The sequence below is a fragment of the Sphingomonas sp. HF-S4 genome (assembly GCF_032911445.1).
Lineage (GTDB): Bacteria > Pseudomonadota > Alphaproteobacteria > Sphingomonadales > Sphingomonadaceae > Sphingomonas > Sphingomonas agrestis.
On record NZ_JAWJEJ010000001.1, the window covers coordinates 1,159,492 to 1,184,358 of the forward strand.

21 protein-coding genes are annotated in these 24,867 nt (G+C 68.5%); 17 read left to right on the forward strand and 4 right to left on the reverse strand.

The genetic code is table 11. The features are described 5' to 3' along the window. Positions 1 to 16: 16 nt before the first annotated feature. Positions 17 to 1,633, reverse strand: a complete 1,617-nt coding sequence (locus tag RZN05_RS04895) for an alpha-L-fucosidase (protein ID WP_317225499.1) — start codon at positions 1,631 to 1,633, stop codon at positions 17 to 19. A 201-nt stretch (positions 1,634 to 1,834) separates the two neighbouring features. Between RZN05_RS04895 and RZN05_RS04900 the strand changes: the two genes are divergently transcribed. Next, entirely contained in the window at positions 1,835 to 2,785 is a 951-nt protein-coding gene (locus RZN05_RS04900) for an AraC family transcriptional regulator (protein WP_317225500.1), read from the forward strand. Positions 2,786 to 2,839: 54 nt separating this feature from the next. On the opposite strand, the gene RZN05_RS04905 is transcribed toward RZN05_RS04900, so the two are convergent. From RZN05_RS04905 to RZN05_RS04915, 3 genes are all read right to left on the reverse strand, one after another. Further along, entirely contained in the window at positions 2,840 to 3,853 is a 1,014-nt protein-coding gene (locus RZN05_RS04905; RefSeq protein ID WP_317225501.1) for an inorganic phosphate transporter, read from the reverse strand. 9 nt (positions 3,854 to 3,862) lie between these two features. Then, a complete protein-coding gene (locus RZN05_RS04910) occupies positions 3,863 to 4,987 on the reverse strand; it encodes a DUF47 family protein (RefSeq protein ID WP_317227565.1) in 1,125 nt (374 codons plus the stop codon). An 85-nt stretch (positions 4,988 to 5,072) separates the two neighbouring features. Beyond that, positions 5,073 to 5,813, reverse strand: coding sequence for a response regulator transcription factor (locus tag RZN05_RS04915; protein ID WP_317225502.1), 741 nt, complete (start codon positions 5,811 to 5,813; stop codon positions 5,073 to 5,075). Between the two features lie 489 nt (positions 5,814 to 6,302). Here RZN05_RS04915 and RZN05_RS04920 point away from each other — a divergent pair, with 489 nt between their 5' ends. From RZN05_RS04920 to RZN05_RS04995, 16 genes are read left to right on the forward strand one after another with little or no spacing between them, the layout of a single operon-like run. Further along, entirely contained in the window at positions 6,303 to 6,602 is a 300-nt protein-coding gene (locus tag RZN05_RS04920) for a hypothetical protein (RefSeq protein WP_317225503.1), read from the forward strand. Beyond that, complete coding sequence (locus RZN05_RS04925; RefSeq protein WP_317225504.1) at positions 6,602 to 7,186, forward strand: Pvc16 family protein; 585 nt, start codon at positions 6,602 to 6,604, stop codon at positions 7,184 to 7,186. The genes RZN05_RS04920 and RZN05_RS04925 overlap by 1 nt, the downstream gene beginning before the upstream one ends. Continuing rightward, positions 7,183 to 8,061 carry a hypothetical protein gene (locus RZN05_RS04930; protein ID WP_317225505.1) on the forward strand — a complete coding sequence of 293 codons (879 nt, stop codon included), beginning with the start codon at positions 7,183 to 7,185 and terminating at the stop codon, positions 8,059 to 8,061. The genes RZN05_RS04925 and RZN05_RS04930 overlap by 4 nt, the downstream gene beginning before the upstream one ends. 19 nt (positions 8,062 to 8,080) lie before the next feature. Beyond that, positions 8,081 to 9,991, forward strand: coding sequence for a phage tail sheath family protein (locus RZN05_RS04935; protein WP_317225506.1), 1,911 nt, complete (start codon positions 8,081 to 8,083; stop codon positions 9,989 to 9,991). An 11-nt stretch (positions 9,992 to 10,002) separates the two neighbouring features. Continuing rightward, positions 10,003 to 10,455 carry a phage tail protein gene (locus RZN05_RS04940; RefSeq protein ID WP_317225507.1) on the forward strand — a complete coding sequence of 151 codons (453 nt, stop codon included), beginning with the start codon at positions 10,003 to 10,005 and terminating at the stop codon, positions 10,453 to 10,455. Positions 10,456 to 10,459: 4 nt separating this feature from the next. Then, a complete protein-coding gene (locus RZN05_RS04945; RefSeq protein WP_317225508.1) occupies positions 10,460 to 12,643 on the forward strand; it encodes a phage tail sheath C-terminal domain-containing protein in 2,184 nt (727 codons plus the stop codon). A gap of 1 nt (position 12,644) precedes the next feature. Further along, entirely contained in the window at positions 12,645 to 13,118 is a 474-nt protein-coding gene (locus tag RZN05_RS04950) for a phage tail protein (protein ID WP_317225509.1), read from the forward strand. After that, positions 13,115 to 13,936 carry a CIS tube protein gene (locus tag RZN05_RS04955; RefSeq protein ID WP_317225510.1) on the forward strand — a complete coding sequence of 274 codons (822 nt, stop codon included), beginning with the start codon at positions 13,115 to 13,117 and terminating at the stop codon, positions 13,934 to 13,936. The genes RZN05_RS04950 and RZN05_RS04955 overlap by 4 nt, the downstream gene beginning before the upstream one ends. 10 nt (positions 13,937 to 13,946) lie before the next feature. Beyond that, entirely contained in the window at positions 13,947 to 14,111 is a 165-nt protein-coding gene (locus RZN05_RS04960; RefSeq protein WP_317225511.1) for a hypothetical protein, read from the forward strand. Next, positions 14,111 to 15,184 carry a phage late control D family protein gene (locus RZN05_RS04965; protein ID WP_317225512.1) on the forward strand — a complete coding sequence of 358 codons (1,074 nt, stop codon included), beginning with the start codon at positions 14,111 to 14,113 and terminating at the stop codon, positions 15,182 to 15,184. Before RZN05_RS04960 ends, RZN05_RS04965 begins: the two co-directional genes overlap by 1 nt. Beyond that, positions 15,184 to 15,900: a phage baseplate assembly protein V gene (locus RZN05_RS04970; RefSeq protein WP_317225513.1), complete on the forward strand. Its 717-nt coding sequence runs from the start codon at positions 15,184 to 15,186 to the stop codon at positions 15,898 to 15,900. The genes RZN05_RS04965 and RZN05_RS04970 overlap by 1 nt, the downstream gene beginning before the upstream one ends. Continuing rightward, complete coding sequence (locus RZN05_RS04975) at positions 15,897 to 17,951, forward strand: hypothetical protein (protein WP_317225514.1); 2,055 nt, start codon at positions 15,897 to 15,899, stop codon at positions 17,949 to 17,951. Before RZN05_RS04970 ends, RZN05_RS04975 begins: the two co-directional genes overlap by 4 nt. Continuing rightward, entirely contained in the window at positions 17,948 to 18,337 is a 390-nt protein-coding gene (locus RZN05_RS04980) for a GPW/gp25 family protein (protein ID WP_317225515.1), read from the forward strand. Before RZN05_RS04975 ends, RZN05_RS04980 begins: the two co-directional genes overlap by 4 nt. Then, positions 18,337 to 20,625 (forward strand): baseplate J/gp47 family protein, encoded by a 2,289-nt coding sequence (locus RZN05_RS04985; protein ID WP_317225516.1) that lies wholly within the window; start codon positions 18,337 to 18,339, stop codon positions 20,623 to 20,625. Before RZN05_RS04980 ends, RZN05_RS04985 begins: the two co-directional genes overlap by 1 nt. Then, complete coding sequence (locus RZN05_RS04990; RefSeq protein WP_317225517.1) at positions 20,625 to 23,240, forward strand: phage tail protein; 2,616 nt, start codon at positions 20,625 to 20,627, stop codon at positions 23,238 to 23,240. Before RZN05_RS04985 ends, RZN05_RS04990 begins: the two co-directional genes overlap by 1 nt. Before the next feature lie 33 nt (positions 23,241 to 23,273). Beyond that, positions 23,274 to 24,866: a hypothetical protein gene (locus RZN05_RS04995; RefSeq protein ID WP_317225518.1), complete on the forward strand. Its 1,593-nt coding sequence runs from the start codon at positions 23,274 to 23,276 to the stop codon at positions 24,864 to 24,866. Position 24,867 lies beyond the last annotated feature (1 nt).

The window sequence follows — 24,867 nt, forward strand, 5'->3', positions numbered from 1 at the left end:
GAGAGAGGGCTTTGAGTCACACCAACCCTCGTCCCTCGATCCGCAGGACGGGCACGAAATCCTCCGACCCGCCGCGCGGCAGCGCCACCGTCAGCCCCGCCTCGCCGCGCTCGAATGTCACTCGCCCGCCGCCGACCAGCGATACCCGCTCGATCGCCGCCTGCGGAAGCGCCGCCTTGCCGAGCGCGACGATCGTCACCGGTTTGTCGGGCCATTCGAGCAGCGCGGCGTAGAGCGTTCCTTTGCGCGTAGTGAAGCGCACGTCCTCGGCAGTGAACGTCACCTTGCCTTCGCCGAACATGCCGCCGCCGACCTTGGTCGGGCCCTCGCCATAGATCCGCCACGGCCGCGAGCCGAAGATCGCCGCGTCGCCGTTGCGCCGCATCCAGCGTGTGATTCCGGCGAGGATCTTCTCCTCTTCGCTGTCGATGCTGCCGTCGCCGCGCATCGGGATCGAGAGCAGCAGGTTGCCGTTCTTGGAGACAACGTCGCACAGTCGCTGGATCACCTTGGCGGCGGGCACATAGGATTTCTGCTCGTAGCGGGCGCGGTTGTAGTGCCAGTCGCCGATGCACGTGCATGTCTGCCAAGGCTCGGCGCGCAGCCCGTCGGCGAAACCGCGCTCGACATCGTCGACCAGAGCGGTGCGTTGATAGGGTGTAAGCTGCTTGGCGGTGGCGACGACCTCGACCTTTCCGTCGCGCGCGATGCTCTGCCGATAGTAATGCGCCAGCGCTTCGAGGCCTACCGTGCCGAAGGGCAGGGCATAATTGTCGAAATAGACCATGTCGGGCCGGTATTTCTCGACCAGGTCCTGCTGGCGGAGCAGCCATTTGGCGACGTGATGGGGATTCTCTGGCGGGGCGAATTCCATCCAGCGGCGGCTGTGCACCTCGTGCCAGTCGCGCATCGCCTGCGCGGTCTCGATCCCGTCGGGCGGGACCATCGAGGGGCCGGTATAGAGTTCCTGCGGGTCGAGCCCGTCCCACCATTTGCCCGCGCCGTCGGCCTTGGTCAGCCTGAAGGCATCGTAGCGCTCGCCGGCGCGCGGCCCCTCGGCGTCATAGCCATAGGCGGTCTGCCACCAATGCCAGGCATGCGAGCTATGATTGCTGACCGCGAAGCGCAGCCCGTGCCTGCGCGCGATCTTCTCCCAGATGCCGACGATGTCGCGCTTCGGCCCCACGCGCAGCGTGTTCCAGGCGTGGTACGTGCTGTCGTACGCATCGAGATTGTCGTGGTGGTTGGCAAGCGCCATGAAGTAGCGCGCGCCCGCGGCCTTGTAGAGCGCGACGAGATGCTCGGGGTCCCATCGCTCGGCCTTCCACTGGTTCTCGATCTCGAGGAAGCCGCGGTCGGCCGGATGGCCATAGGTGCTGAGATGGTGATCGTAGAACGGGTCGCCCTGGACGTACATCTTCCGCCCGTACCAGTCGCCGAATTCGGGGACGCATTGTGCGCTCCAATGCGCCCAGATCCCGAACTTGGCATCGCGGAACCAGTCGGGCACGCGGAAGGCGGCGACGAGGCTCGACCAGTTCGGCGCGACCTCGCCCTGCGCCCGGCCGGCCAGACTGGCGGTAGCTGCCGAGCCTGCAAGCCCCCCAAGCGCCTGTCTGCGCGTAACTCCCATCCTCGTGCCTTTTATAAGTAAATATTATTTTCACGAATGCTACTGCGCTCGCGGCCAGGTGGCAAGCCGGACACACCACCGACATAATCGACCGCAAGCCGGGCGCGCCCTTCTCTGAATCATTTATTTATATAAAAAGCTTGTTAACTAACCGGAATTGCTTGCGTCCTGCGGCATTCGTGTAAGATTCGGAGCATCTCTATGGGGGAACGGCGAGGCATCGAGCCCGTCCGCTACTCTACCGCGGAAATCGCGCCGGCAGAGCGCCATCAGATCTGGTCGGACCGCGGCTGGCCGAGCATCGCCGCGTTGTTCGAGTCCACTCCGATCGGTCCGTTCTCGACCTCGGCCGAGAATATCCTGCTCGACGGTATCGCGGTCTCCTATTCGACCGGCACCGCGCGGCTGCTCGAGCGCACGCCGGAGCGGATTGCGGCCGACCGGATCGACATCCTCGGCGTCGGCGTGCTGCTGGAAGGCGAGATGCACGGGCTGGCGCGGTCGCGCGAGTTCGAGGCGCGGACCGGCGAGATGCTGCTGTTCGACATCGCCCAGCCGATCACGATGACGATGTCGATCACGCGATCGATCCAGCTCGGCATCCCGCGCGCGATGGCCGAGGCAGAGCTGGGGCCTGTCGCCGAGCTGCACGGGCGCGTGATCCGCCGCGACGAAGCGGCGCTGTTTCACGCGCATCTGGTCAAGCTCAGCGAGACGATGCTGCGGATCCCGGCGGACACCGCGCCGCGGCTGGCGCGGACGCTGCTCGATCTGCTGGCGGTGGCGGTGCAGACCTCCGAGGGCGTCGAGCGGCAGGCGCCTGGGCCGGTGCCCGGCATGGCGGCGCGTGCGCGCGCGGAGATCCGTGCAAATCTCGAATCGCCCTCGCTCTCGGTCACCAGCCTGTGTCGGCGGCTCCAGATCTCGCGCAGCACGCTTCACCGGCTGTTCGAGAAGGAAGGCGGGGTGCAGACCTATATCCGCGCCAGCCGCCTCGCCGCGGCACGGATCGCGCTGCTCGATCCCGAGAACCAGGAGCGGATCGGCGCGATCGCCGAGCGGCTGGGCTTCAGCGATGCCGCGCATTTCAGCCGCCTGTTCCGCGCGCGCTTCGGCGAGACGCCGAGCCAATGCCGCGCGGGACGCAAGTAGGCTGAGGTCGTATCGATGATAGGCTCCCCTCCCTGAAAGGGAGGGGAGTGGCGGCTAGAACAGCAAGGTCACTGCGTAAAAGGCCGCGCCGACCAGCGCCGAGGCCGGAATGGTGATGATCCACGCCATCACCACGCTCTGTGCGACGCCCCAGCGCACCGCCGAGGCGCGGCGCGCGGTGCCCGCGCCGATGATCGAGCCGGTGATCGTGTGCGTGGTGGACACCGGTATGCCGAGCGCCGAGGCCGTGAACAGGACGATCGATCCCGCGAACGAAGCGCTGAACCCCTGGTGCTGCGACAGCTTGGTAATCCGCGAGCCCATCGTTTCGATGATCTTCCAGCCGCCGGTCATCGTGCCCAGCGCGATCGCGACATAGCAACTGATCGCCACCCAGTGCGGCACTTCGAAATCGCCGCTCAGCCGCCCGGTCGAATAGAGCAGCACGGTGATGATCCCCATCGTCTTCTGCGCGTCGTTGAGCCCGTGGCTCAGCGAATAGGCGGCGGAAGAAACGAGGTGCAGTCCGCGAAAGCTGCGCTCGGCGGTCCGCGCAGTGGCACGGCGTAGCAGCCACGAGCTGACCAGCATCACCAGCATCGCGAGGAACATGCCGAGCGTCGGCGACAGCACGATCGCGAACAGGGTCTTGTTGAGCCCACCCCAATGGATGCCGGTCAGCCCGGCATGCGCCACGCCCGCGCCGATCAGCCCGCCGACCAGCGCATGGCTGCTCGACGAAGGAATGCCCTTCATCCAGGTCAGCACGTTCCAGAACATTGCCCCGCCGAGCGCGCCGAAAATCACCGCGGGGGTGACGACGTCCTTGTCGACCAGCCCCTTGCCGATCGTCTCGGCGACGGCATGGAGCGAAGGGATCGCGATCGTCAGGAAATAGGCTGCGAAGTTGAACACCGCGGCGAAGAGTACTGCCTGCACTGGCGATAGCAGCCGCGTCGCCACCACCGTCGCGATCGAATTGGCCGCATCATGCAGCCCGTTCAGGAAGTCGAACGCCAGCGCGACGGCGATCAGGCCGATGAGCAGCGGAAGGGCAAGTTCGTGCATGTCGCGCGATCAGGCGTGGTCGATGACGATGCCGTCGATCTCGTTCGCGACATCCTCGAACGAGTCGACGATCCGCTCGAGATGCTTGAAGATCTCGCGCTCGACGACGAAGCGCAGCGTGTCGCCGTCGCCATATTCCTTGAAGATGCGCTTGAGGCCTGCGGCATGGATCTCGTCGGCATGCCCTTCCATGCGGACCAGGCGCTCGGTCAGTTCGTGGAGGCGCGCGCTGTTCTGCGCGACGTTGCGCAGCAGCGGCATCGCTTCGGCAGTAAGCCGCGCGGCGTCGACGACGATCCCCGCCATGTCCTTCATCTCGGGAGCGAAGCTCTCGACTTCGTATAGCGAGATTGCGTTCACGGTTGCCTGCATCTCGTCGATCGAATCGTCGAGCGCGCCGATCAGGCTGGTGATCGCGCCGCGGTCGAACGGGGTCAGGAAGGTCTTCCGCACGGTCTGGAGCACTTCGCGGATGATGTTGTCGGCATCATGCTCGCGCTCGATCACTTCGCGGATATGCTCTTCGCGCGCCGGGCCACCTTCGAGCACGCGGGCGAGCGCGTCGGCGCCCGCCATCACCGTCGTCGAATGCGCCTCGAACAGCTCGAAGAAATTTCCGGTGCGCGGCAGCAGCCGCTGAAACCAGGCAAACATGGGTCCTAACCTCGATTTTTCCGCGACGGCGCCGAACATGCCCGTCCGCTGGGTTGCGGCCTTGAATTCCGATGCGCCGAACGAGCGGATGAGGTCGCGCAGGTCCGGCTCTTCCACGGCGTCCGCCGCCTCCGCCAACGTGAACCAGCGGCGCTCGCGCTGCGACTGCTCCTTCCAACTGTCGAGCTCGCGCGTCACCGCCAGCGGGAAGACGTCGACGTCCATCATCAGCGACGCGCCGCTGCCGCGCCGCTTGCGGTAGCGATACGAGCCGAGCGGGGTGGGGCATACCGGACCCTGGACGCCGGCTTCCTCCTCGGCCTCCTGCGACGCGGCGAGGTGCGGCGCGACGCCCGACATCGCATTGCCCTTCGGGATCACCCAACGGCCGGTGCCGCGCGACGTGACCAGCAGGATGCGGACCGAGGTATCGGCCGCGGAATCATCGGTGCGATAGGGAAGGGCGGCGATCTGGCGAATGGCGAGTGTCCGGCGCGCACCGGCGTGGATCGCCGGGCGCGCCGCAATGGCTCCAAATGCAGCGCATTTCAAGCCGGATGGGGATTCAGCAGGCGGCGAAAGCACGGTCCGCCGCCGCGCGACGGGCAGCGGGAAGGTCGTCGTCGATCGTCGGCATTGCCGTAGCCGAGCGCATGCGGAAATGGGTACCGATCGCGCCCCGGCGGCGGATCTGGAGCTTCTCCAGGATATTGTGGATGTGGTTCTTGACCGTCGCCGGGCCAATCCGCAGCTCGATCGCGATCTCTTTGTTGGACAGACCCTCGGAGGCGAGCGCGGCGATCTCGCGCTCGCGCCGGGTGAGCGCGGCCACGGGCGGGGGGGTGGCAACGGTGCCCGAGAGGGCGGCGACGCGGCGGCAGAGCATCGCGACCAGCTGAGGCGGGCAGCCGACCTCGCCGGCGATCGCCTGCTCGATCGCCCGTTCGAGCTCGGCGAGCGTGCCGTCGCGCCCGACAAAGCCGATGAGCCCCGCCTCTGCGCAGGCGACGCTTGTCTGCGCGCTGCCGATCCCGAAACCGACGATCGGCAGCGGTGGGCGGATCGCGTGGAGCCGCCGTGCGACCACCAGCGATTCAGGCGCCGACGCGTCGAGCAGCACCGCATCGACGCCGAGCGTCGGCAGCTGCGCCACGGCCTCGATCCCGCTCAGCGCAGCGGCGATCGTCATCCGTTCCGATTGCGCGAGACCGCGCGCGACGCCCTCGCGATACAGCAGCACGTCGCTGACCACGAGAACGCGGATCGTGCGGCGGCCATTCGCGGCCCGGGCCTGACTCGTCATCATCGTTCACAACTCCGAACGCGTGAGAACGCCAGTTGCAGGCTGTCGGGAAACAAGAATCTCCAGTCTCCCCGCCCGCAAATAACGAACTGGTAAACGTCAAATTGTCTGGCCCGAGGTCCGCCTTGTCGCGAATTGCATCCAGTGCAGGGCGCGGCGGTGCAGGGAACCTATCACGGCTCCGGGTTTTGCGTAAAGGGCGTAACGACCGATTTCCGGGGAGCTGGCCTGATCCTGCCCACTCGGCGGGGAGTTTGCCGTACCGAAGGATCTAGACCTTCTGGTCTATCCGCATTGAAATCGCAGGACTGTTCCTTTGGCGGTCCGCATTTCTACGCCTCGTATGTTTCCGCAAATGGTCCGGCCCGCTGCATGGGCCGTTTGCCGTCCGTCCGGTCGATTGGCCCGAATCCCTCGCGCTCTAAGCTGCAGCCGTTCGCTTCGGAGGAGGGGAAGATTGCGACTCGCATTCAGCTCGGCCCGATGCCCACGATGCTCAGCGAGATCGTGGGGCAGATGCTAGACGGTCGCGACATCGTGATCGCCGGCCCCAGCGCGCCGGGCACCGATGCGCTCGCCGCCGCACGCGCGCTGGGTGCGCAGCTGCTCGTCGTCCAGTCCGAGGCGGACGATCGGACGATCGAGCAGATCTTCGCGCTCCCCGAGCTGACCATCCTGATGATCTCGAGCGACGGGCGCCAGGGCCGGATCGTCAGCTTCGCCCAGCAACCGGTGTCGCTCGATCGCGCGTCGATGGCGGTGCTGGTCGCGCCCAGCGCGGGACACGCCTGATGGCGAACTATCGCGCCATCGCCGCCGCCAGCACCACCATCCTGGGGCTGCTGCGCGATCGCTTCCCCAATGGCGATTTCGGCGGGCCGCTGACGATCGAGCTGTACCAGGCCAAGGACTTCGCCACGCCGATGAAGGAGGGGATCGCGATCTGCCTGTGGCGCGTCGCCCCCAACATCTCGCGCCGGGCGCTCGGCCCGCGTACCGACATCCACGGCCGGCGCTTCAAGCCTTCGCTGCCGATCGACCTCTTCTACCTGCTCGTGCCCTATGCCGACGATGCCGAGCGCCAGCAGCGGCTGCTCGGCTGGATGCTGCGCGCGATGCACGAGCTGGGCCCGCTGGTCGCCAGCGAGCTCAACCATTTCCTCGCCGAGAGCGACATCTTCGCGGAGGCCGAGACGCTCGACATGGTCAACGATCCGCTGGCGATCGCCGACCAGCTGACGCTGTGGGACCGGATCAAGCACATGCCCCCCGCAGCGACCTATGCGATGCGGATGCTGCTGCTCGACAGCGACGAGACGCTCGACGAATATCCCATCGTCACCGAGCGCGCGATCGACCTGGGCGTGCTCGCATGATCGCGGTGCGCGTCCTCGACCGGATCTCGCGGCCCGCGCCGATCGGCATCCGCTTCCGCGATGTCGCGACCGGCGGGTTCGTCGGCGACGGGCTGCGCGTGACGGTCACCTCGGTGCGCAATCCCGCGCGCCGCGCGCTGCTCGAGGCCAATGCCAAGGCGGTGTGGTACGCGAACCGCTTCCCCGGATTCTCGGACGCAGCGTTGGGCGGCCCCGATTGGGAAGCACTCCAGCAGCCCTGCCTGGTCGAAGTCGACGACGCGTATGGCCGCTTCCTGCCGCTGCGCATCGTGCTCGATTTGCCCCAGCGCGGGCTGGTCGACTGGCCGGGCTGGGGCGATCTGCCGCCTGATCCGCTATTGCCGCTCGCCAATGACGACAGCCCGCCGGCGATCTCGCCCGAGACGCTGCCGCTCTTCTCGGCGCCCGGGCGAAGCCTGCCCGCGCCGCTCGCCGAGATACGCTGCCAGCTCGAGCGCGACGATGGCGGTCCCGCAGCCTGGGCGCTGCTCACCGCGTCGCATGGCGGCACCGTCCGCGCGATCGGCCAGGCCGATGCGCAGGGCAGGGCAGTCCTTTTCTTCGCCTATCCCGAGCGTCCGCGACCCTCGCTCGCCACCTCGCCGCCGGCGATTACCGACTTCCGCTGGTCGATCGAGCTCGCCGCTTATTGGGACGGTCTCGATCCCGCCGAGCCGCCCGAATTCGCCGCGCTGATGGCGCAGCTCGATCATCCGCGCACGCTGTTCGCATCCACCGCTTCGCCGCCCGAGCCGCTGCCCTCGCAACTGCTCAGCTTCGGGCGCGGCCTCGTGCTGCGCACCGAATCCACTCCCGATGGCCCGTCCTCCTCTCTCCTCATGGCGGCGTCATGAAACACCAAGGAGAAAACTGATGCCCGAATATCTCGCGCCTGGCGTGTTCGTGGAGGAAGTCTCCTTCCGCGCGAAATCGATCGAAGGCGTTTCCACCACCACCACCGGCTTCGTCGGCGCGACGCGCTATGGCCCGATCGACATCGAGCCCGAGATCGTCACCAGCCTGGTCGAGTTCGAACGCGCCTATGGCGGCAAGTCCAAGCTCACCTTCTCCGACGGCGGCGAGACCGACAACTACACCTGGAACGCCGTCCGCGCGTTCTTCGAAGAGGGCGGCAAGCGCTGCTATGTCGCCCGCGCCTACACCCCCTCGGCAGACACGCCGTGGGATGGCTATGCCATCGCCGACACCGCCACGATCGAGGACGGCTCGCCCCCCGACCAGCTCGACTTCGCGGTGCGTGCGCGCTTCCCCGGCCAGGCCGGCAATGGCCGCGTCACCTTCACCCTCGCGCTCGGGCAGAACCGGCTCGCGCGCAATCCCGACGACACCGTATCGCTGAAGGGCACTGCCGACCGCGACGTGGTCTGGGTCGGCGCGCCGGTCAACGGCTTCCGCCTGCTGCTGTGGGACCAGCTCAACCGCGTCTGGAAGCTCGGCGAGGCCGACGACACGCTCGACAGCGCCGACGAGGTCGGACCGCTGTTCCCGGCGCCGGCGGATCCCGACGACGACGATCTCGATATCCGCGTGGTCACCGTCACGGTCACGGTCGAGCCGCTGACCAACGACCTGCCGACCTTCGTCGCCACCGAGCTGCCGCTCGATCCGCTCCACGAGCGGGGCGGCGCGCCGGATTCGCTGTTCGCCTATTTCGCCGAAACCCCGGCGAGCCTGTCGCGGGCGCGGACGATCCCGATCGTGATCGGCGCCTATGCCAATAACGGTCTCGATGTGCTCGACGATCTGCGCGACCTGCACGATCTAAACGTGCTGACCTCGCCGCCCGAGCAGCTCGACACGCTGCTGCGCGATCCCGAAAGCAGCAACGCCGCGCGCAGCGTCGTCGTGCGGCTCACCGGCGGCCATGACGGCGCGACGCCGCTCCCCATCGCCTATGCCGGCGAGACCAATGCGACGACCAATCGCTCCAGCGGGCTCGTCGCGTTCGAGGCGCTGGAGGACATCTCGATCGTCGCCGCGCCGGGCGGGATGGTGACCGAGACGCCGCGCTCGCGGGCGATCATCGCCAATTTGATCGGGCATGCCGAGCGGATGAAATACCGGATCGCGGTGATCGACAGCGCCAAGGGCCAGACGATCTCCGAGGTGCGCGCGCTGCGGGCGCTCTACGACAGCAGCCACGCGGCATTCTATTATCCCTGGGTGCGGATCCTCGATCCGCTGACGGGGCAGGAGAACCATTACCCGCCCTGCGGCTTCGTCGCCGGCATCTATGCCCGCAACGACACCAATCGCGCAGTCTACAAGGCGCCGGCCAACGAAGTCGTGACCCTCGCGATCGGCTTCGAGACCCTGCTCAACAAGGCGCATCAGGAGGTGCTGAACCCGGAAGGGATCAACTGCTTCCGCTTCTTCGAGGGCCGCGGCATGCGGCTCTGGGGCGCGCGGACGATGTCGAGCGATCCCGAGTGGAAATACGTCAATCTGCGGCGCTATTTCGCCTATCTCGAACGCTCGATCGACAAGGGCACCCAATGGGCGGTGTTCGAGCCCAATGGCGAGCGGCTCTGGGCGAACGTCCGCTCGACGATCCAGGATTTCCTGCTCAACGAGTGGCAGAACGGCGCGCTGCTGGGCGACAAGCCCGACAAGGCCTTCTTCGTGAAGTGCGACCGCTCGACCATGTCGCAGAACGATCTCGATAACGGCCGGCTGGTCTGCCTGGTCGGAGTCGCGCCGCTGCGTCCCGCCGAATTCGTCATCTTCCGCATCGGCCAGTGGACGGCCGACCGCAAGATCTGAGGAGAGCCAGCATGGCCGTCTTTCGCGATCGTCCGTACGTCCAGTTCAACTTCCTCGTCGATATCGGCGACGGCAACACCGAGGGGCCGGCCGCCGGCTTCCAGGAGTTGTCGGGCATCGGCATGGAAGTGACCGTCTCGGAGTACCGGACCGGGAACTCCCGCGAGAATTCGGTGATGAAGATCACCGGGATGAACAAGTCGACCGACGTCACGATGAAGCGCGGCGTGATCGGGTCGCTCAATCTCTACCAGTGGCTCGACGATATCCGGAACGGCAACCAGAACGCCTTCCGCACGGTCAAGGTCACGCTGCAGAACGAGGACCACAGCGCCGCGGTGGTGACGTGGAAGCTGCTCCGCGCGCGGATCATCAAGTCGACGATGGGGCCCTTCAACGCCAAGGGCACCGACGTGGCGATGGAGGAGATGGTCCTCGCCTACGAACGGCTTGAGATGGAGTGACGCCGTGTACCCGCATCGCCTCCTTCCCGGCATCGCCATAGCCGTTCCGCCGCCCGCGTTTCCCGACGCGCTGCCGCGGATGGACGTGGCGCTGTTCGTCGGCTTCGCCGAGCGCGGCCCGACGCACCGGCCCGTCGCGGTCGAGAGCGTCGCGGCCTATGCGGCGGTGTTCGGCGGCGACGTCGTGCTGGCGCATGGCGAGAAACCGGTGACCGCGGCGCTGGCGCCGTCGGTGCGCAGCTTCTTCTCGAACGGGGGGACGCGCGCCTGGGTGATCCGGGTGGCGCGGACCGCCGCGCTCGAGCGGCGGTGGCGCGGCAAGGAGGCCACTGCCGATGTGGCGGTGGCGCGTACCTTTACCTTGCCGTTTGCGCCGGGCGTCAAGGTGCGGGCGAGCAGCGTGGGGAGCTGGGCGGACGATGTCCGGGTTTCCGCGAGAGTGGAGCGGAGCGGCGGGCGTGTTCGGGTTCTGATTCGGGGTGAGAAGGGCGAAATGGGGGTGGTGAGCGGGCCCTTCGGGGTCTCGCCCGACGATCCCGATAGCTGGTGGAAAGAGCCCGATGACGATGGGTTCTATGCCGATCCCAGGGCGGTGGCGGGGCCGCGGGGGTGGCTGGCGCCGATGGGCACGCCTGCGGACTGGAATCTGTCCAATTTGGGCGACTTCTGGTCGGAATCGGTCGGTCCTGACCCCGAAATGCGCACTCCCCTGGAGCGTGACGGGCTGTCGCGGTTCGATGCGGAGCTGTTCCTCGATCCGGCGCTGGCCACCTCGACGATCGCGGCGCTGGGCGACGATGCGGCGCGGATGCGCGATATCGACGGGGTGTCGCTGCTGGGCATCCACGGCGCGTTCGCGGTGCCGGGAGGCGGCGACTTCGCCGAGCCCAGCATGATCGCGGTGCCCGATGCGGTCCAGCCGGGCTGGGCGCCGCGGGTGCCCGAAAAGCTGGTGACGCCGGTCCATGTGCAGGGCGAGATCCCGGCGCGGTGGCGCGATCATCTGGGGTCGTGCGCGGTGCCCGAGCCCGTGCCGGGCACCGGTCGCCCCGATCCGACGCGCTTCCTCGACTGCGACACGCGGTTGCTCGCGATGCCGGTGTTCGTCGCGGTGGACAGCCCGCAGGCCGCGGGGCTCGTGCACCTCGAATGGTCGGCGTCCGAGCCGGGCGCGACCTATGTGCTCGAGGAATCGGGCCGCGCCGACTTTGCCGGCGCCGAGGAGATCTGGCGCGGCGAGGCGCTGGAATACGAGGTCCAGGTTTCGCGCGAGGGCTCCTATTACTACCGCGTCCGCGCCGAGCTCGACGGCAATGTCAGCAAGGCCTCGGTCATCGGCTTCCTCGTCCAGGACAGCGCCTGGGAAGCGGTGCCCGATGCGAAATACGATCCCGAGCCGCTGCTCAGGGTGCGGACCGCGCTGCTGCGCACCTGCGCGGCGATCGGCGACCAGTTCGCCTTGCTCTCGCTGCCACGCCATTACCGCGCCCGCGACGCCGCCGAGCATGTCGCGACGCTCGCCGAGCGGCTGCCCGACAACGAGCTTCGCGCGCTGAGCTATGCGGCGCTCTATCATCCCTGGATCGCCTCGCCGATCGGCAGCGCGACCGACCCCGACTGGCTCGTCGTCCCGCCCGAAGGCGCAGTCGCCGGCACCTTCGCACGGCGGGCGCGGCAGCGCGGGGCGTGGCTCGCCCCGGCCAACATGCCGATGGAGGACCTGGTCGCGCTGTCGCCGACAGTCGGGGACCGCGACCGCGAGGACTTTGCCCGGGCGCGCGTCAATCTGGTGCGCCGCCTGCCGATCGGGTTCGTCGCGACCGACGCGATGACCCTGTCCGGCGAGTATGACTGGGGCGAAGTCAACGTCCGCCGGCTAATGAGCCTGCTCCGCCGCGTATGCGTCCGCCGCGGCGCCCCCTTCGTGTTCGAGCCCAATGGCGACACCACGCGCCGCGCGATCGAGCGCAGCTTCGGCCATATGCTCGACGACATGGTCCGTCGCGGCGCCTTTGCCGGGAAAGGCAAGGAGGACAGCTACCGGCTGAGCGTCGACGCGAGCGAGAGCGACCGGATGAACGGCCGGCTGGTGATCGAGATCGGCGTCGCCCCCGCGCAGCCGCTGCGCTTCCTGACGCTGGTGCTGGCGCAGGCCGGCGAGCGCTTCACCATCGCCGAGGAGCGCTGACATGGCCGACGAACCGCCGCGCCCCTATCCGTTCATGGCGTTCAACTTCGCGGTGGAGATCATGCGCGCAGGCGAGGGCAAACCGCTGGTCGAGGCTGCCTTTTCGGACTGCGACGGGCTCGAGATGACGATGGACGTCAAGACCATCAAGGAAGGCGGCGCCAACGATCGCTCGATCCGCGTCAACGGTACGGTGGCCTATGCCAATCTCTCGCTCAAGCGCGGGATGACCGACAATTTCGAGCTGTGGCAATGGTTCGAGGATTCGGTCGCCGATCCGCGGCTGCGCGCCGATGCCGAAGTGGTGATCCTCGGACCGGACGGCAGCGAGCGTGCGCGATTCCAGCTTTCGCGCTGCGTGCCGATCAAGATGAAGGCGCCGACGCTGAGCTCGACCGGCGCGGCGGTGGCGATCGAGGAACTCCAGATCGCGTACGAGACGCTAAAGTTCGTGCCCGGAAAGGCCGCGGCATGACCGAACTCGCCAAGGCCCAGCTGATCCAGCTCGACGACGACTTCAAGAAGGAGAAGCCGGGCGGGCAGAGCGTCAAGGTCCAGTTCAATCCCGAGAGCCTGAAGGTGACCTTCGCCAACCAGCTCGTCCAGCCGCAGGGCGGCGACCAGGCGGCGGGGAATACCGGGCGGCAGTTCGTCGGCGCGGGGACGACCAAGCTCGCGCTCACTTTGTGGTTCGACGTCACTGCGATGACCGAGGATCCGGTCGACGACGTACGCCGGCTCACCCAGAAAGTGATCTTCTTCATGACGCCGACCCCCGACAAGGCCGATGCCAAGAAGATGGTGCCGCCGGCGACGCGCTTCGTCTGGGGATCGTTCCTGTTCGACGGGATCGTCGAGGGGCTCGAGGAGAGCCTGGAATTCTTCGGCCCCGACGGCAAGCCGCTGCGCGCGCAGATCAGCCTGACGATCGGCCAGCAGAAGATCCTTACCTCCGAGTTCAAGGGCGACGGCAAGGTGCCGTCGTCGCCGGGGCAAAAGCCGATGTCGCAGGCCAAGGAAGGCGACACCGCGCAGAGCGTGGCGGCGAAGAACGGCAAGTCCGACTGGAAGGGCATGGCCGCCGCCAACGGGATCGAGGACCCGCTGCGCCTGTCGCCGGGCCAGCTGATCGACGTCAATGCCGGCGTGAGCCTGGGCGGCAGCGCGGGCGTGGGCATCGCTGGTGGAGCGGGCATCAGCGGCGGGATCGGCTTCTCGGCGGGCGCCAACATCCAGCCGCCATCGATCACGCCGCCGAAATTCTCGGCGAGCGCGTCGGTGCGGATCAATTGAGGAGGGGCGCGTGGCAGTCGTCATCAACGAATTCGAAGCGATCTCCGCGCCCGGCCAGGAGAAGCCGGAAGAGAAGAAGGGGGGCGACGGCGCGCCGCAGAGGATCGAGCCCGCGCAGCTCCGGCCGCCGCTGCGCCGCATCGCGCAGCGGCATGCACGGCTGAGGGCGCACTGATGCCCGCCGCTGCTTCCAACGTGACGCCGCTGCCGATGCGGCCGGCGCGCCCGACGATCGAGATCGGCGGGACGCGGGCCGACAAGCTCGAGTCCGCGCTGATCACGATGGAGCTTGCCGACAGCGTCGAGGGCATGGCCCGCGCCGAATTGGTGTTCGGCAATTGGGGCGGCGGCGACACCCCGGGCTTCCAGCATTTTGACCGCAAGACCATCGAGTTCGGCAAGCCGGTGAAGGTCAAGCTGGGCGACGATTTGCTGTTCGAAGGCAGGATCAGCGCGATCACTGCCGATTTCGCCGATGGCGCGCCGCCGACGATCGGGGTGCTGGTCGAGGACCGGTTGCAGGACCTGCGGATGACCCGGCGCTCGCGGACCTTCGAGCGGGCGACGATCGCCGATGTCGCGAAGAAGATCGCGTCCGAGCATGGCCTCACCCCCAAGGTCGACGTGCAGGGCGCGAGCCAGCTCTGCATCGCGCAGGTCAACCAGAGCGATCTGGCGCTGCTCCATGATCTCGCGCGGCGCGAGGATGCGCTGGTCTGGGTGCAGGACAAGGAACTGCATGTCGCCAAGCTGCGCCCGGCCGAGAAGGTTGCGCTGCGCTGGGCGGGATCGCTGCGCGAATTCCATGTCGAGGCCGATCTCGCCAGCCAGCGCACTGCGATGGTCGCGAGCGGGTGGAACGTCGCCGACAAGAAGGTCGCTACCAACAAGGCTACCGATGCCGCGATCTCGGGGGAGACGGGTTCGACCGACAGCGGCGCCAAGATCCTCAAGTCCGCGTTCGGCGAGCGTGTCGACACGATCGCACATGCGCTGCCGCGCGACGATGCCGAGGCGCGCGCGATCGCCGAGGCGAGCTTCCGCCACATGGCGCGGCGCTTCGTCACCGGCGAAGGCGTCGCCGAGAGCAAGGCGGCGATCAAGGTGGGGGCGACGCTGGCGCTAACCGGGCTCGGCAAGCTGTTCGACGGCGACTACCGCGCCACTGCGGTCACCCACCGCTTCGATCAGGCGATGGGCATGCGCAGCGAATTCCGCTGCGAGCGCGCCGGGCTGGGGAAAGCGTGATGCTGCTCGATCTCGATCGCGGCGAAGCGCAGTTCCACGAGCGCGGGAGCGAGGGCTGGGGCGGGCGCTGGTATGGCGTCGTCCCGGCCACCGTCACCGATATCCAGGATCCCGACGGGCAAGGGCGCGTGAAGATCAAGCTCGACTGGTCGCCCGATGCCGGGGGCGGGCAGGGCTATGCGGCCTGGGCGCGGATGGCGACCTTGTTCGCGGGCAACAATCGCGGCAGCTGGTTCATCCCCGATGTCGGCGACGAAGTGCTCGTCGCGTTCGAGCACGGCGATCCGCGGCGGCCCTATGTGCTCGGCGGGCTGTGGAACGGCAAGGACAAGCCGCCGCAATCGATGGCGAGCGGCAACAACCTCAAGGTTATCCGCAGCCGCAACGGGGTGAAGGTCACGCTCGACGATTCGAGCGGCAAGGAGACGCTCAAGCTCGAGACCCCCGGCGGGCAGAAATTGACGATGAAGGACGGCCCCGGCGCGGTGACGATCGAGGATTCGAACGGCAATTCGGTCAAGCTCGAGACGTCGGGGATCACGATCACCGCGGCGGCCAAGGTGACGGTCAATGCCAGCCAGGTCGCGGTCTCCGCCGGGATGGTCAAGGTCGATGCCGGGATGTCGACCTTTTCGGGCATCGTGAAGTGCGACACGCTGATCTCGAACACAGTGATCTCGACGACCTACACGCCGGGCGCGGGGAACATCTGGTGACCGCGCTGGCACACAAGGTCACGTGGCAGGCGCCGCGGCCGCTGTGGCGGGGAACGACGCCGTTCCAGGCGCGTCCGCAATTGCTGCGCTTCGCCAGCGACGACTTCATGGAGCAGTTGCTCGCGACCCTGGCCGAGGAGCCGGCGCGGATTTCCGACCGGATCGCGCGGCCCGAGACGTGGCGCGATCCGCCGATGCCGGCCGACCTGCTCGACGCCGTAGTCCGCGTGCCGATCCCGGCGCCGATGCAGGAAGCCAAGCGCAGGCGCTTCTGGCGCGCCGCGCCCTCGGCACCGCCGCCCGCACCGCCGGCGAACAAGCAGCTCAAGCTCTACCAGCCGGCGCACCAGCGTTACTATCTCGTCGCGGGGACGCTCGCCTGTCAGATCCCCGGATTGCCCGAGCGCGCCGTCGAGGGCGGGCACGAGACCGTGGGGTTCGTGATGCGGCGGCTGCTGCCGGCGAGCGGGCGCGCCGACGGGACGCTGCCGCTGGTCGAATACGCTTATGTGATGGGCAGCGATGGCCCGGAGTGGCAGCGCGTCGAGGCCGATGCGGGGCTCGCGCCGGGCGAGGAGCAGCTTCCGCTGTTTCCGCTCCAGCACCGCGACGAGGAAGGCGCGCGGCGGACGATCTGGGCGGGGATGATCCCGGTCGCGCGGCGCGAGGAGTATCTCGGCAAGTCGGTGGTCACCACGCCGGTGTCGCTCGCCGCGGGGCAGATGGCAGCGCTCAAGCCCGGCGCGCCGGCGGCGCGGCCGGTGACCAAGGTGGCGCGCACCGCGCAACTGCGCATCGAAGTGATCGAGCCGTGGAAGGCGCTGGTCCGCGCGGCGATCAAGGCGGCGGACGAGTTCCGAACCAACACGCCGGATTCGCAGGAAAGCAATGCCGAGCGCGCCGAGCGGGTGCGCGACTATAATTATCAATACCAGCACCAGTCGTGGCTGTTGCTGCTCGACCTGCGCAAATGGCTCGACCTGCATCTGCCGCGCGTGGCGGCGCGGCTGAGCGACACCACTCAGCCGCCCGACAGCGTGCTCAACATCTCCGAGCAGGCGGCATGGCGGGCGATGCACAACCTCGTCTCGGGCGGGCCGATCCCGCCGGCGGGCAAGACCAAGGCGCCGTCGATGCGCGACGCGGTGCGCCGTATCCTCGCCTGGGAGCCCAAGCTCGATGCGGTCACCACGCATTATGCCGACGGCACCAAGGCCAATGCCGACTGGCCCGACTTTCACTTCCAGCTGGTCGGGATGGTCGCCCCGCCGAACAAGCAGGCGGCCGCGACGCTGGACGGGCCCTACAAGACCGTGCTCGCCGGGGGCGATCCGTTCAGCACGACGCTCGATCCGCCCGCCAATGACGAGACGGTGATCCTCGATCCGGTGGACAGCCCGGACGTTAACGTCGATGTCGAGAAGCTCGACCGCTTCCTCGCGCTGCTGGCGCGCGCGCTGCCCGACAGCGACGAGGCGACGGTCCAGCCGATCCCGCACGCGATGAAGCTGCGCGACGTGATGATCAAGACCGCGGGCGACCAGGGGCTGTTCGTCGCGCGGATGGTCCATATGAACGCGGATTGCGGACCGCTGCATCCGCCGACGCTCTCGAAGGGCAGCGAGCAGTTCAGGCTCGCCAGCTTCTTCGATCCCGATGCGCCGGTGCGGCCGATCACGATCACCCTGCCGACCGACACCAGCCCGGCTGGCCTGCGCAAGCACGGGCGCGGGACGGCGTTCGTGATGTCCGACCTGCTCTGCGGGCAGGTACAGCGCGCCAAGGGGTTCGGCTTCATCGACCTGGTGCTCCAGGTGCTGCCCTGGCCGTTCCACAAGAGCATCAAGATGAAGAAGGGCGCCGAGGGGGGCGGCTGCAAGGGCGGCAGCAATGTCGACATCGGCATGATCTGCTCGCTGTCGATCCCGATCATCACGATCTGCGCGCTGATCCTGCTGATCTGCATCGTGCTGCTGCTCGACTTCATCTTCCGCTGGGTGCCGTGGTTCATCGCGTGCTTCCCGCTGCCGCGGTTCAAGGGGAAGGCATGATGAGCCCGTTCGGCAAGAGCCTCGGCTTTCCCCCGCGCGTCGGCGCCGACGGGCGGATGCGCTGGTCGCAGGGGGAGGCGAACGTGCGCGAATCGATCGCGATCATCCTCAAGACCGAGGCGGGCGAGCGGATCCAGCTGCCCGGTTTCGGGGCGGGGCTGGGGCGCTATCTGTTCGAGCCCAACAATCCCGCGACGCATGTCCGCATCGCCGCCTCGATCGAGGATGCGCTCAAGGCCTGGGAGCCGCGCATATCGCTCGACGGGGTGGACGTGGCGCCCGATCCCACCGACGCCACCGCCGCGCTCGCCACCATCGCCTATCGCCTCGTCGCGACCGGCGCGGCCGAGCGGACGAGCGTCTCGATCCCGCTGGGGAGAAGCTGATGCCGCTGCCTGCCCCCCGCATCGACGATCGCGACTATCGCGCGCTGGTCGAGGAGACGCTCGCCCGCGTTCCCGTCCACACGCCCGAATGGACCAATTTCAATCCGTCCGATCCGGGGGTGACGATCGTCCAGCTGTTCGCGTTCCTGACCGAGAATCTGATCTATCGCGCGAACCTGATCCCCGAGCGCAACCGGGCGAAGTTCCTGCAATTGCTCGGCATCCCGCTGCGTACTGCGAGCGAGGCGCGCGGGCTGGTGGCGTTCGCGAACGAGAAGGGTGCGCTCGCGACCCAGACGATCCAGCGCGACTTCGAGCTGCTCGCAGGCGCAATGCCGTTCCGCACGGTGACCGGGCTCGACGTGCTGCCGGTCGAGGCCAAGCTGTTCGTCAAGCGGCCGGTGGCGAACCCGGCGCCCGAGCTACGGAAATATTACGAGCTGCTCTACGCCTCGTACGGCGCGACGCTGCCGGCGCAGCTCACGCTCTACCAGAGCGCGCCGTTCGATCCGGCGCAGGGGCCGCTCGACTTGGCCGAGACGATCGATCGGACGCTGTGGATCGCGCTGGTCGCGCGGAAGGACGACCTTGCCGCGACCGACGACCCGACCAAGCTGGTGCGCGAGGCGATTGCGGGGCGGAACCTTTCGCTCGGGCTGGCGCCGGCCGAGGATGTCGAGCAGCTGGCTATCCCCGTGGGCGGGGCGACGACGGCGCCGGCGGACCTGCTGCGCTACGACATCGCCCGGCCGGCGGCGAACGGCGAGCTGCTGTTCGTCAATGGGCGGCCGGCGCCCGACTGGCGGGCGCTCGATGCGCGGGCGGACTTCGATCCGTCGCGCGAGGTGGGGGTGGTCGAGATCGGGCTGCCCGAGGCCGATGCGCTCCGGTTGTGGAACAACCTCGATCCGTTCGAGGCGGGGGTGGGCGAATTGCCCCCGGCGATCGACGACAGCGCGATCGCCGAGACGCTGGTCACCTGGATCCGCGTGCGCGCCTCGTCGGCGGCGGAGGTGCGGCTGCGCTGGGCGGGGATCAATGCGGTCGGCGTGCGCCAGTTCGAGACGATCCGCGCCGAGCGCCTAGCCGACGGCGACGGCAGCCCCGACCAGGTCCGCCAGCTCGCCAAGGCGCCGGTGCTCGAGAACAGCGTCGCGATCGTCAGCGTGTCGCCCGAAGGGACCGAGACCGAATGGAGCGCGATCGACGATCTGCTCGCCGCCGCGCCCGAGGTGCCCATACCGGGCGCGAGCCAGCAGCTCGGCCCGGCGACGTCGTTCCGCGTCGATGCCGAGGCCGGGGTGGTCAGCTTCGGCGACGGGCTGGCGGGGCGGCGGCCCGGCGCCGACGAGCGGCTCTATGCGCGATACGAGTATAGCGAGGGGCAGGAAGGCAATGTCGGCCCCCATGCGCTCAAGGCCGGTCCGCTGGCACCCGGCGGCTTCACCGCGACCAATCCGATCGCGACCTGGGGCGGCACCGACGCCGAGAGCGTGCGATCGGGCGAGAAGCAGGTGCAGCGGATGCTCCAGCACCGCGACCGGCTGGTCACCGAGGCCGATTTCCGCAGCATCGCCTGGCGCACGCCGGGCGTGTCGATCGGACGGATCGACGTGCTCCCGGCCTGGCATCCCGACCTCGCCCCTGGCGCGATCGGCACCGTGCCCGGCGTGGTGACGCTGCTCGTCGCCCCGCGCAACGATCCCGAGCACCCCGCCGCGCCGCGCCCCGACGCACCGTTTCTCGACGCGCTGTGCGCCTATCTCGATCCGCGCCGGCTGGTGACCACCGAGTTGGTGCTGCGCGGGCCGGCGTACAAAAGGATCTGGGTGTCGGTGGGGATCGAAGTCGGCGGCGGCTATACGATCGCCGAGGTGGCCGACGCCGTTAAGGCGCGGCTGCGCGCCTATCTGAGCCCGCTGCCTCCCGAGGACAGCGACTTCTCGACCACCGAGGGCCCGCTCTACGGCCCCGCGACCGATCCGGCGCTGCGCGGCTGGCCGCTCGGTCGCCCGGTCCATGCCCGCGCACTGATGGCCGAGGCGGCGCGCGTGCCCGGCGTGGTCGAAGTCGCCGACATCCAGCTCGCGCTCGACACCGGCGGCAAGATGGACGCGGTGCCCATCACCGGGATCGAGCTTCCCGAGCTGGCCGGCATCTCGGTGGTCGGCGGCGATCCGATCGACATCAGCCTGCTGCGCGGCGATCTGGGTTCGGGCGGCACCGGCAGTGGCACGGGCGACGGCTCGGCGCTGCTACCCGTTCCCGTCGTGGCGGAGACGTGCTGATGAACGCCGACGGCCAGCGCTTCCACCTGCTCCTCGGCGAGGCCGATTGGGCGCGCGGGCGTGTTGATGATACGACGACGCTGGCGGAAGTGTGGGAGATGCCCGTCGGCGATCAGCCGGCAACCGCGCCCGGCTGGGACGAGGAGCGCGTCGAGCTGACGCTGGCACCCCTGCGCGACCCGCTGGCGTTCACGCCGGGCGAAGTGCCGCTCTCGCCCGAGGTCCGCCGCGCCGCGGCAGCCGATCGCTTCGGCAACGTCTATTGGATCGGCGACGACGCGACCCAGCTGTTCGTCCGCTCGCGCGGCGACGGATCGACGACGCGCTTCTGGCCCGACACGCGCGCGCAACGGCCCGCGCCGCGGCTGTTCGTGCCGCACGACGATCGCGTACCCGTGGCGGTGCCCTATCGCGCCCTGGCAGCGACCGGCGACGGCTGGCTGATCGCGGCGAGCGATATCGGGCTCGACAGTTTCGATCTGGTCGCGGGCGGTCCGCCGCTGCATTTCGACTGGCCCGCCGAGGATGCGCCGAGCGTCACCGATCTCGAGCCGCGCTGCGAAAGCGGATTGTGGCTGCTCGACGGCCCCGCCCGGCGGCTGTTCGAACTCGACGCGCGTGCTTCCCTGGTCGGTGCCGGGCTGGGCGAGGAAGTCCCCGAGCTGTTCCAGCCAGTGAGCGGCGAGGCGCGGGCACGGGCACCCGCGGTGGCTGCCGAGGGCCATGACCTGACCGCGCTCGATCCCGCGATCGATCCGATCGCGATCGCCGCGCTACCGAGTGGCGCGGTCGCGATCCTCTCGCGCACGCCATCGGCGCTGTATCTGTGGACCGGCGAGGCGGCCCCGCAGGCCGGACTGCCACTCGACTTCGTGCCGCACGACATGGTCGCGGGCAATGTGCTGCTGCGCGGCAGCGAGAGCGTGCTGCGCGTGCTCGTCTCCGACGCGACGGGCAACCAGCTCCGCGCCTTCCGCTTCGAGACGGAGGACGGCCCGAAACTGCGCGAGACCAGCGAGAGCTTCCCGCTGCGCCGCCACGGTGGCCGCGCGCTCGTCTCGATCGAGGGCAATGCCAGCTACGACAGCGGCGACATCCCCAATTGGCCGCAGGTGGTCGAGAAGCCGCGCCAGCAATTCCGCGTGCGTGCCGACTTCCGCAGTCCGGTGTTCGACAGCGGGATGCCAAGCGCGGTGTGGGACCGGCTGCGGCTCGATGGCTGCGTACCGCCCGGGACGCGCATTCTGGTCGAGGCGCGCGCGAGCGACGAGGCCGACGGACTCGGCGCGTGGGTGCCGCAGCCTTCGCCGATCCTGTCGCGATCGGGCAGCGAACTCGCCGCGCATTCGGCCAATGCGCTGGTCGCGACCGATCCGCTCGCCCAGCACGGCACGTTCGAGCTGCTGTTCCAGCGCATCGAGGGGCGCTTCCTCGAAGTGCGGCTGAGCCTGACTAGCGATGGCGATTCGAGCCCGAGGCTGCGCGCTCTACGAGCGTCGTGGCCGCGCGTCTCCTGGGCCGAGCGCTATCTGCCCGCGCTCTATCGCGAGGATCCCGAGCCCGCCGATTTCCTCGAACGCTTCCTCGCCAACATGCAGGGGACGACCAGCGTAATCGAGGCGCGGATGATTTCCGCCCAAGCCTTGTTCGATACGCGCACTGCGCCGGTCGAGGCGCTGGGCTGGCTGGCCGAATGGTTCGACGTCGCGCTCGATCCGTCATGGGGCGAGCAGCGGCGGCGGCTGTTCATCGCGCATGCGATCCGCTTCTTCGGCTGGCGCGGGACGATGCGCGGGCTGGAGAGCGCGCTGGCGCTCGCGTTTGTCCAGCCGCTTGAGGGCACCTTGTTCAGCGATGAGGATTGCCGCTGCGAGGGCGCGATCCGCATCGTCGAAAGCTATCGGACGCGCACGCTGGGGCGGATCGGCGCGGGCGATACGAGCAGCGTGGTCGATCCGCCGACGCACGATGCCGGGCTGACCGAGCGCGAGAACTGGAAAGCGTTCCAGCAGGCGCGGGCAGTGACGGGCCTGATGGCGACGCTGCCGCGGCTTTCGGTGCCGCCCGCGCATGCCGCCAATTGGGCCGCCTTCCTCAAGCTCCAGTCGCACAACCGCACGCTGTGGCAGCGTTTCCTCGCCGGGCGCTATCGCCGGCTGGCGCTGCTCAACCAGGCGCATGGCAGCGCGTGGAAGCGCTTCGGCGAAGTCTCGCTCGCCGATACCAGCCTGGCGACGCTCCAGGCGCGGGCGGACTGGCAGGAATTCGAGAAGGAGCTGCTGCCGATCGACCGGACCGCACACCGCTTCTCGGTGCTGCTGCCGGTGAGCGCGACCGACGCCACCGATGCAGAGACGCTTGCACGGCGCGAGGCGCTGGCGCGGCGGATCATCGCGCTCGAAAAGCCCGCGCACACGATCTTCGATATCCGCTTCTACTTCGCGATGAACCGCATCGGCGAGGCGCGGCTGGGCTACGACACCGCGATCGGCGCGGGCAGCCGCGCGCCCGAGCTGCTGCCCGGCGCGATCCTGGGCAAGGCCTATATCGGCGAGAGCTTCATCGGCCCCGACGGGCTTCCCCTCACTCCTGACCGCGCGCGGCTCGCATGCTGAGCCGCGCCCCCCTAACCTTGCCGGAGGCACCTCATGGGCTGCTGTAACGCCACCACCGCCACCGTGCCCGCGATCGGCACGCCCGATCCGGGCCAGCACGTCAACTTCGTCAAGGGCATGGTCCTCGGCGTTGCCGACTATGTCCAGGAACACGCCTATCTGGTCGGGCGCAGCGAATGGATGGTCCGCGACCTGATCGGCTATGGCACTGCAAGCGGGCTTGCCGTGCGCGTGGAGGATGACGGCGCGGTCAACGGCCCGCGCGTCCACATCACCGCGGGTTCGGCAGCCGCGCCTTCGGGGCGGCTGATCTGCGTCGGGCGCGACCAGTGCGGGTCGATCAATGGCTGGCTGTCCGATCCCGACAATGCCGAGGCCGTTTCGGCGCAGGTTGCGGATTCGGAGTCGGCGGATTCGCTGACCCTGTACCTGACGCTCTGCTATCGCGACTGCGCGATCGCGCCGGTGCCGGTGCCCGGCGAACCGTGCCGCTCCGAGGCGGCGCTGATGCAGCCCTCGCGGATCGCCGACGACTACTGCCTCGAATTCCGCCTTGATCCGCCCGAGCAATGGGAAGCGGACGCGATTGCGATATTCTCGGCGTGGCTCGACGACATCGTCGACGAGGGCCCCGGATCGCCGCCGCTCGATCCCGAGGACTGGGCGGATGCGATCCGCGAGGCGCTCGACGCGATCACCGAGGGCGTCGAGGACGCAACGGTGCCGGCGATTCCGCCGCTGCCGATCGGAGTGTCGATCGACGACTATGACAGCTTCCTCAAGCTCGCCTATCGGCTGTGGATCACCGAATATCGCCCGCGCGTGATGGCGCGCCGCTGCGGCGACCCGGCGGGGACCGCGCAGGATTGCGTGCTGCTCGCCGCGATCACCGTGCCGCTGACCGGGGAAGGCGGCGGGTGGCAAGTCGATGGCGATGCCGAGGACGTGATCGTCGAGCAAGGCCGCCGGCCGCTCATCGCGCCGCTCCACCTCGTCCAGACCGCGCTCGGCATCCTGACCGACGAGGACCAGAAGCCGGGACCTCCCGGGCCGCAGGGCGATCCCGGCCCGCAGGGGGAGGAGGGAGACAAAGGAGATAAAGGCGACAAGGGCGACAAGGGCGATAAAGGCGACAAGGGCGACCCCGGGGCGCCAGGCAGCAAGGGAGACAAGGGTGACACCGGCGCACCTGGAGCGCCCGGCGGCAAGGGCGACAAGGGCGATCCCGGCACGCCGGGCGCCCAGGGTCTCAAGGGCGACAAGGGCGAGAAAGGCGACAAGGGCGATCCCGGCTCGGGCGGTGGTCCGTTCACCTTGCGGCCGCGTATCATCCAGGGCTCGCCCGACGCCACGCTCGACCTGACCAAGGATCACGAGCGCTACGACGTCTTCATCACCTTCACGCCCACCCATGTGACCCTGCCCCAGGCGAAGGAGGCAGGGCAGGGCCGGACCTTCTTCTTCCGGTCGATGAGCGGCGAGATCGACTTCAAGCTCAGCGCCAACGATCGGATCGATTGGGATACCTCGCTGACCATCCCGTACGGCGAGGCGCGGACGATCATCTCGGACGGCGAAAGCCGCTGGTTCCAGATCGCCGACTTCAATTCGGTAAAGGGGCGCTGAG

Bases quoted from the DNA above. Each gene is read 5' to 3' on its own strand.
- RZN05_RS04895 (WP_317225499.1), bottom strand. From the start codon at position 1,633: ATGGGAGTTACGCGCAGACAGGCGCTTGGGGGGCTTGCAGGCTCGGCA.
- RZN05_RS04900 (WP_317225500.1), top strand. From the start codon at position 1,835: ATGGGGGAACGGCGAGGCATCGAGCCCGTCCGCTACTCTACCGCGGAA.
- RZN05_RS04905 (WP_317225501.1), bottom strand. From the start codon at position 3,853: ATGCACGAACTTGCCCTTCCGCTGCTCATCGGCCTGATCGCCGTCGCG.
- RZN05_RS04915 (WP_317225502.1), bottom strand. From the start codon at position 5,813: ATGATGACGAGTCAGGCCCGGGCCGCGAATGGCCGCCGCACGATCCGC.
- RZN05_RS04920 (WP_317225503.1), top strand. From the start codon at position 6,303: ATGCTCAGCGAGATCGTGGGGCAGATGCTAGACGGTCGCGACATCGTG.
- RZN05_RS04925 (WP_317225504.1), top strand. From the start codon at position 6,602: ATGGCGAACTATCGCGCCATCGCCGCCGCCAGCACCACCATCCTGGGG.
- RZN05_RS04930 (WP_317225505.1), top strand. From the start codon at position 7,183: ATGATCGCGGTGCGCGTCCTCGACCGGATCTCGCGGCCCGCGCCGATC.
- RZN05_RS04935 (WP_317225506.1), top strand. From the start codon at position 8,081: ATGCCCGAATATCTCGCGCCTGGCGTGTTCGTGGAGGAAGTCTCCTTC.
- RZN05_RS04940 (WP_317225507.1), top strand. From the start codon at position 10,003: ATGGCCGTCTTTCGCGATCGTCCGTACGTCCAGTTCAACTTCCTCGTC.
- RZN05_RS04950 (WP_317225509.1), top strand. From the start codon at position 12,645: ATGGCCGACGAACCGCCGCGCCCCTATCCGTTCATGGCGTTCAACTTC.
- RZN05_RS04955 (WP_317225510.1), top strand. From the start codon at position 13,115: ATGACCGAACTCGCCAAGGCCCAGCTGATCCAGCTCGACGACGACTTC.
- RZN05_RS04965 (WP_317225512.1), top strand. From the start codon at position 14,111: ATGCCCGCCGCTGCTTCCAACGTGACGCCGCTGCCGATGCGGCCGGCG.
- RZN05_RS04970 (WP_317225513.1), top strand. From the start codon at position 15,184: ATGCTGCTCGATCTCGATCGCGGCGAAGCGCAGTTCCACGAGCGCGGG.
- RZN05_RS04980 (WP_317225515.1), top strand. From the start codon at position 17,948: ATGATGAGCCCGTTCGGCAAGAGCCTCGGCTTTCCCCCGCGCGTCGGC.
- RZN05_RS04985 (WP_317225516.1), top strand. From the start codon at position 18,337: ATGCCGCTGCCTGCCCCCCGCATCGACGATCGCGACTATCGCGCGCTG.
- RZN05_RS04990 (WP_317225517.1), top strand. From the start codon at position 20,625: ATGAACGCCGACGGCCAGCGCTTCCACCTGCTCCTCGGCGAGGCCGAT.
- RZN05_RS04995 (WP_317225518.1), top strand. From the start codon at position 23,274: ATGGGCTGCTGTAACGCCACCACCGCCACCGTGCCCGCGATCGGCACG.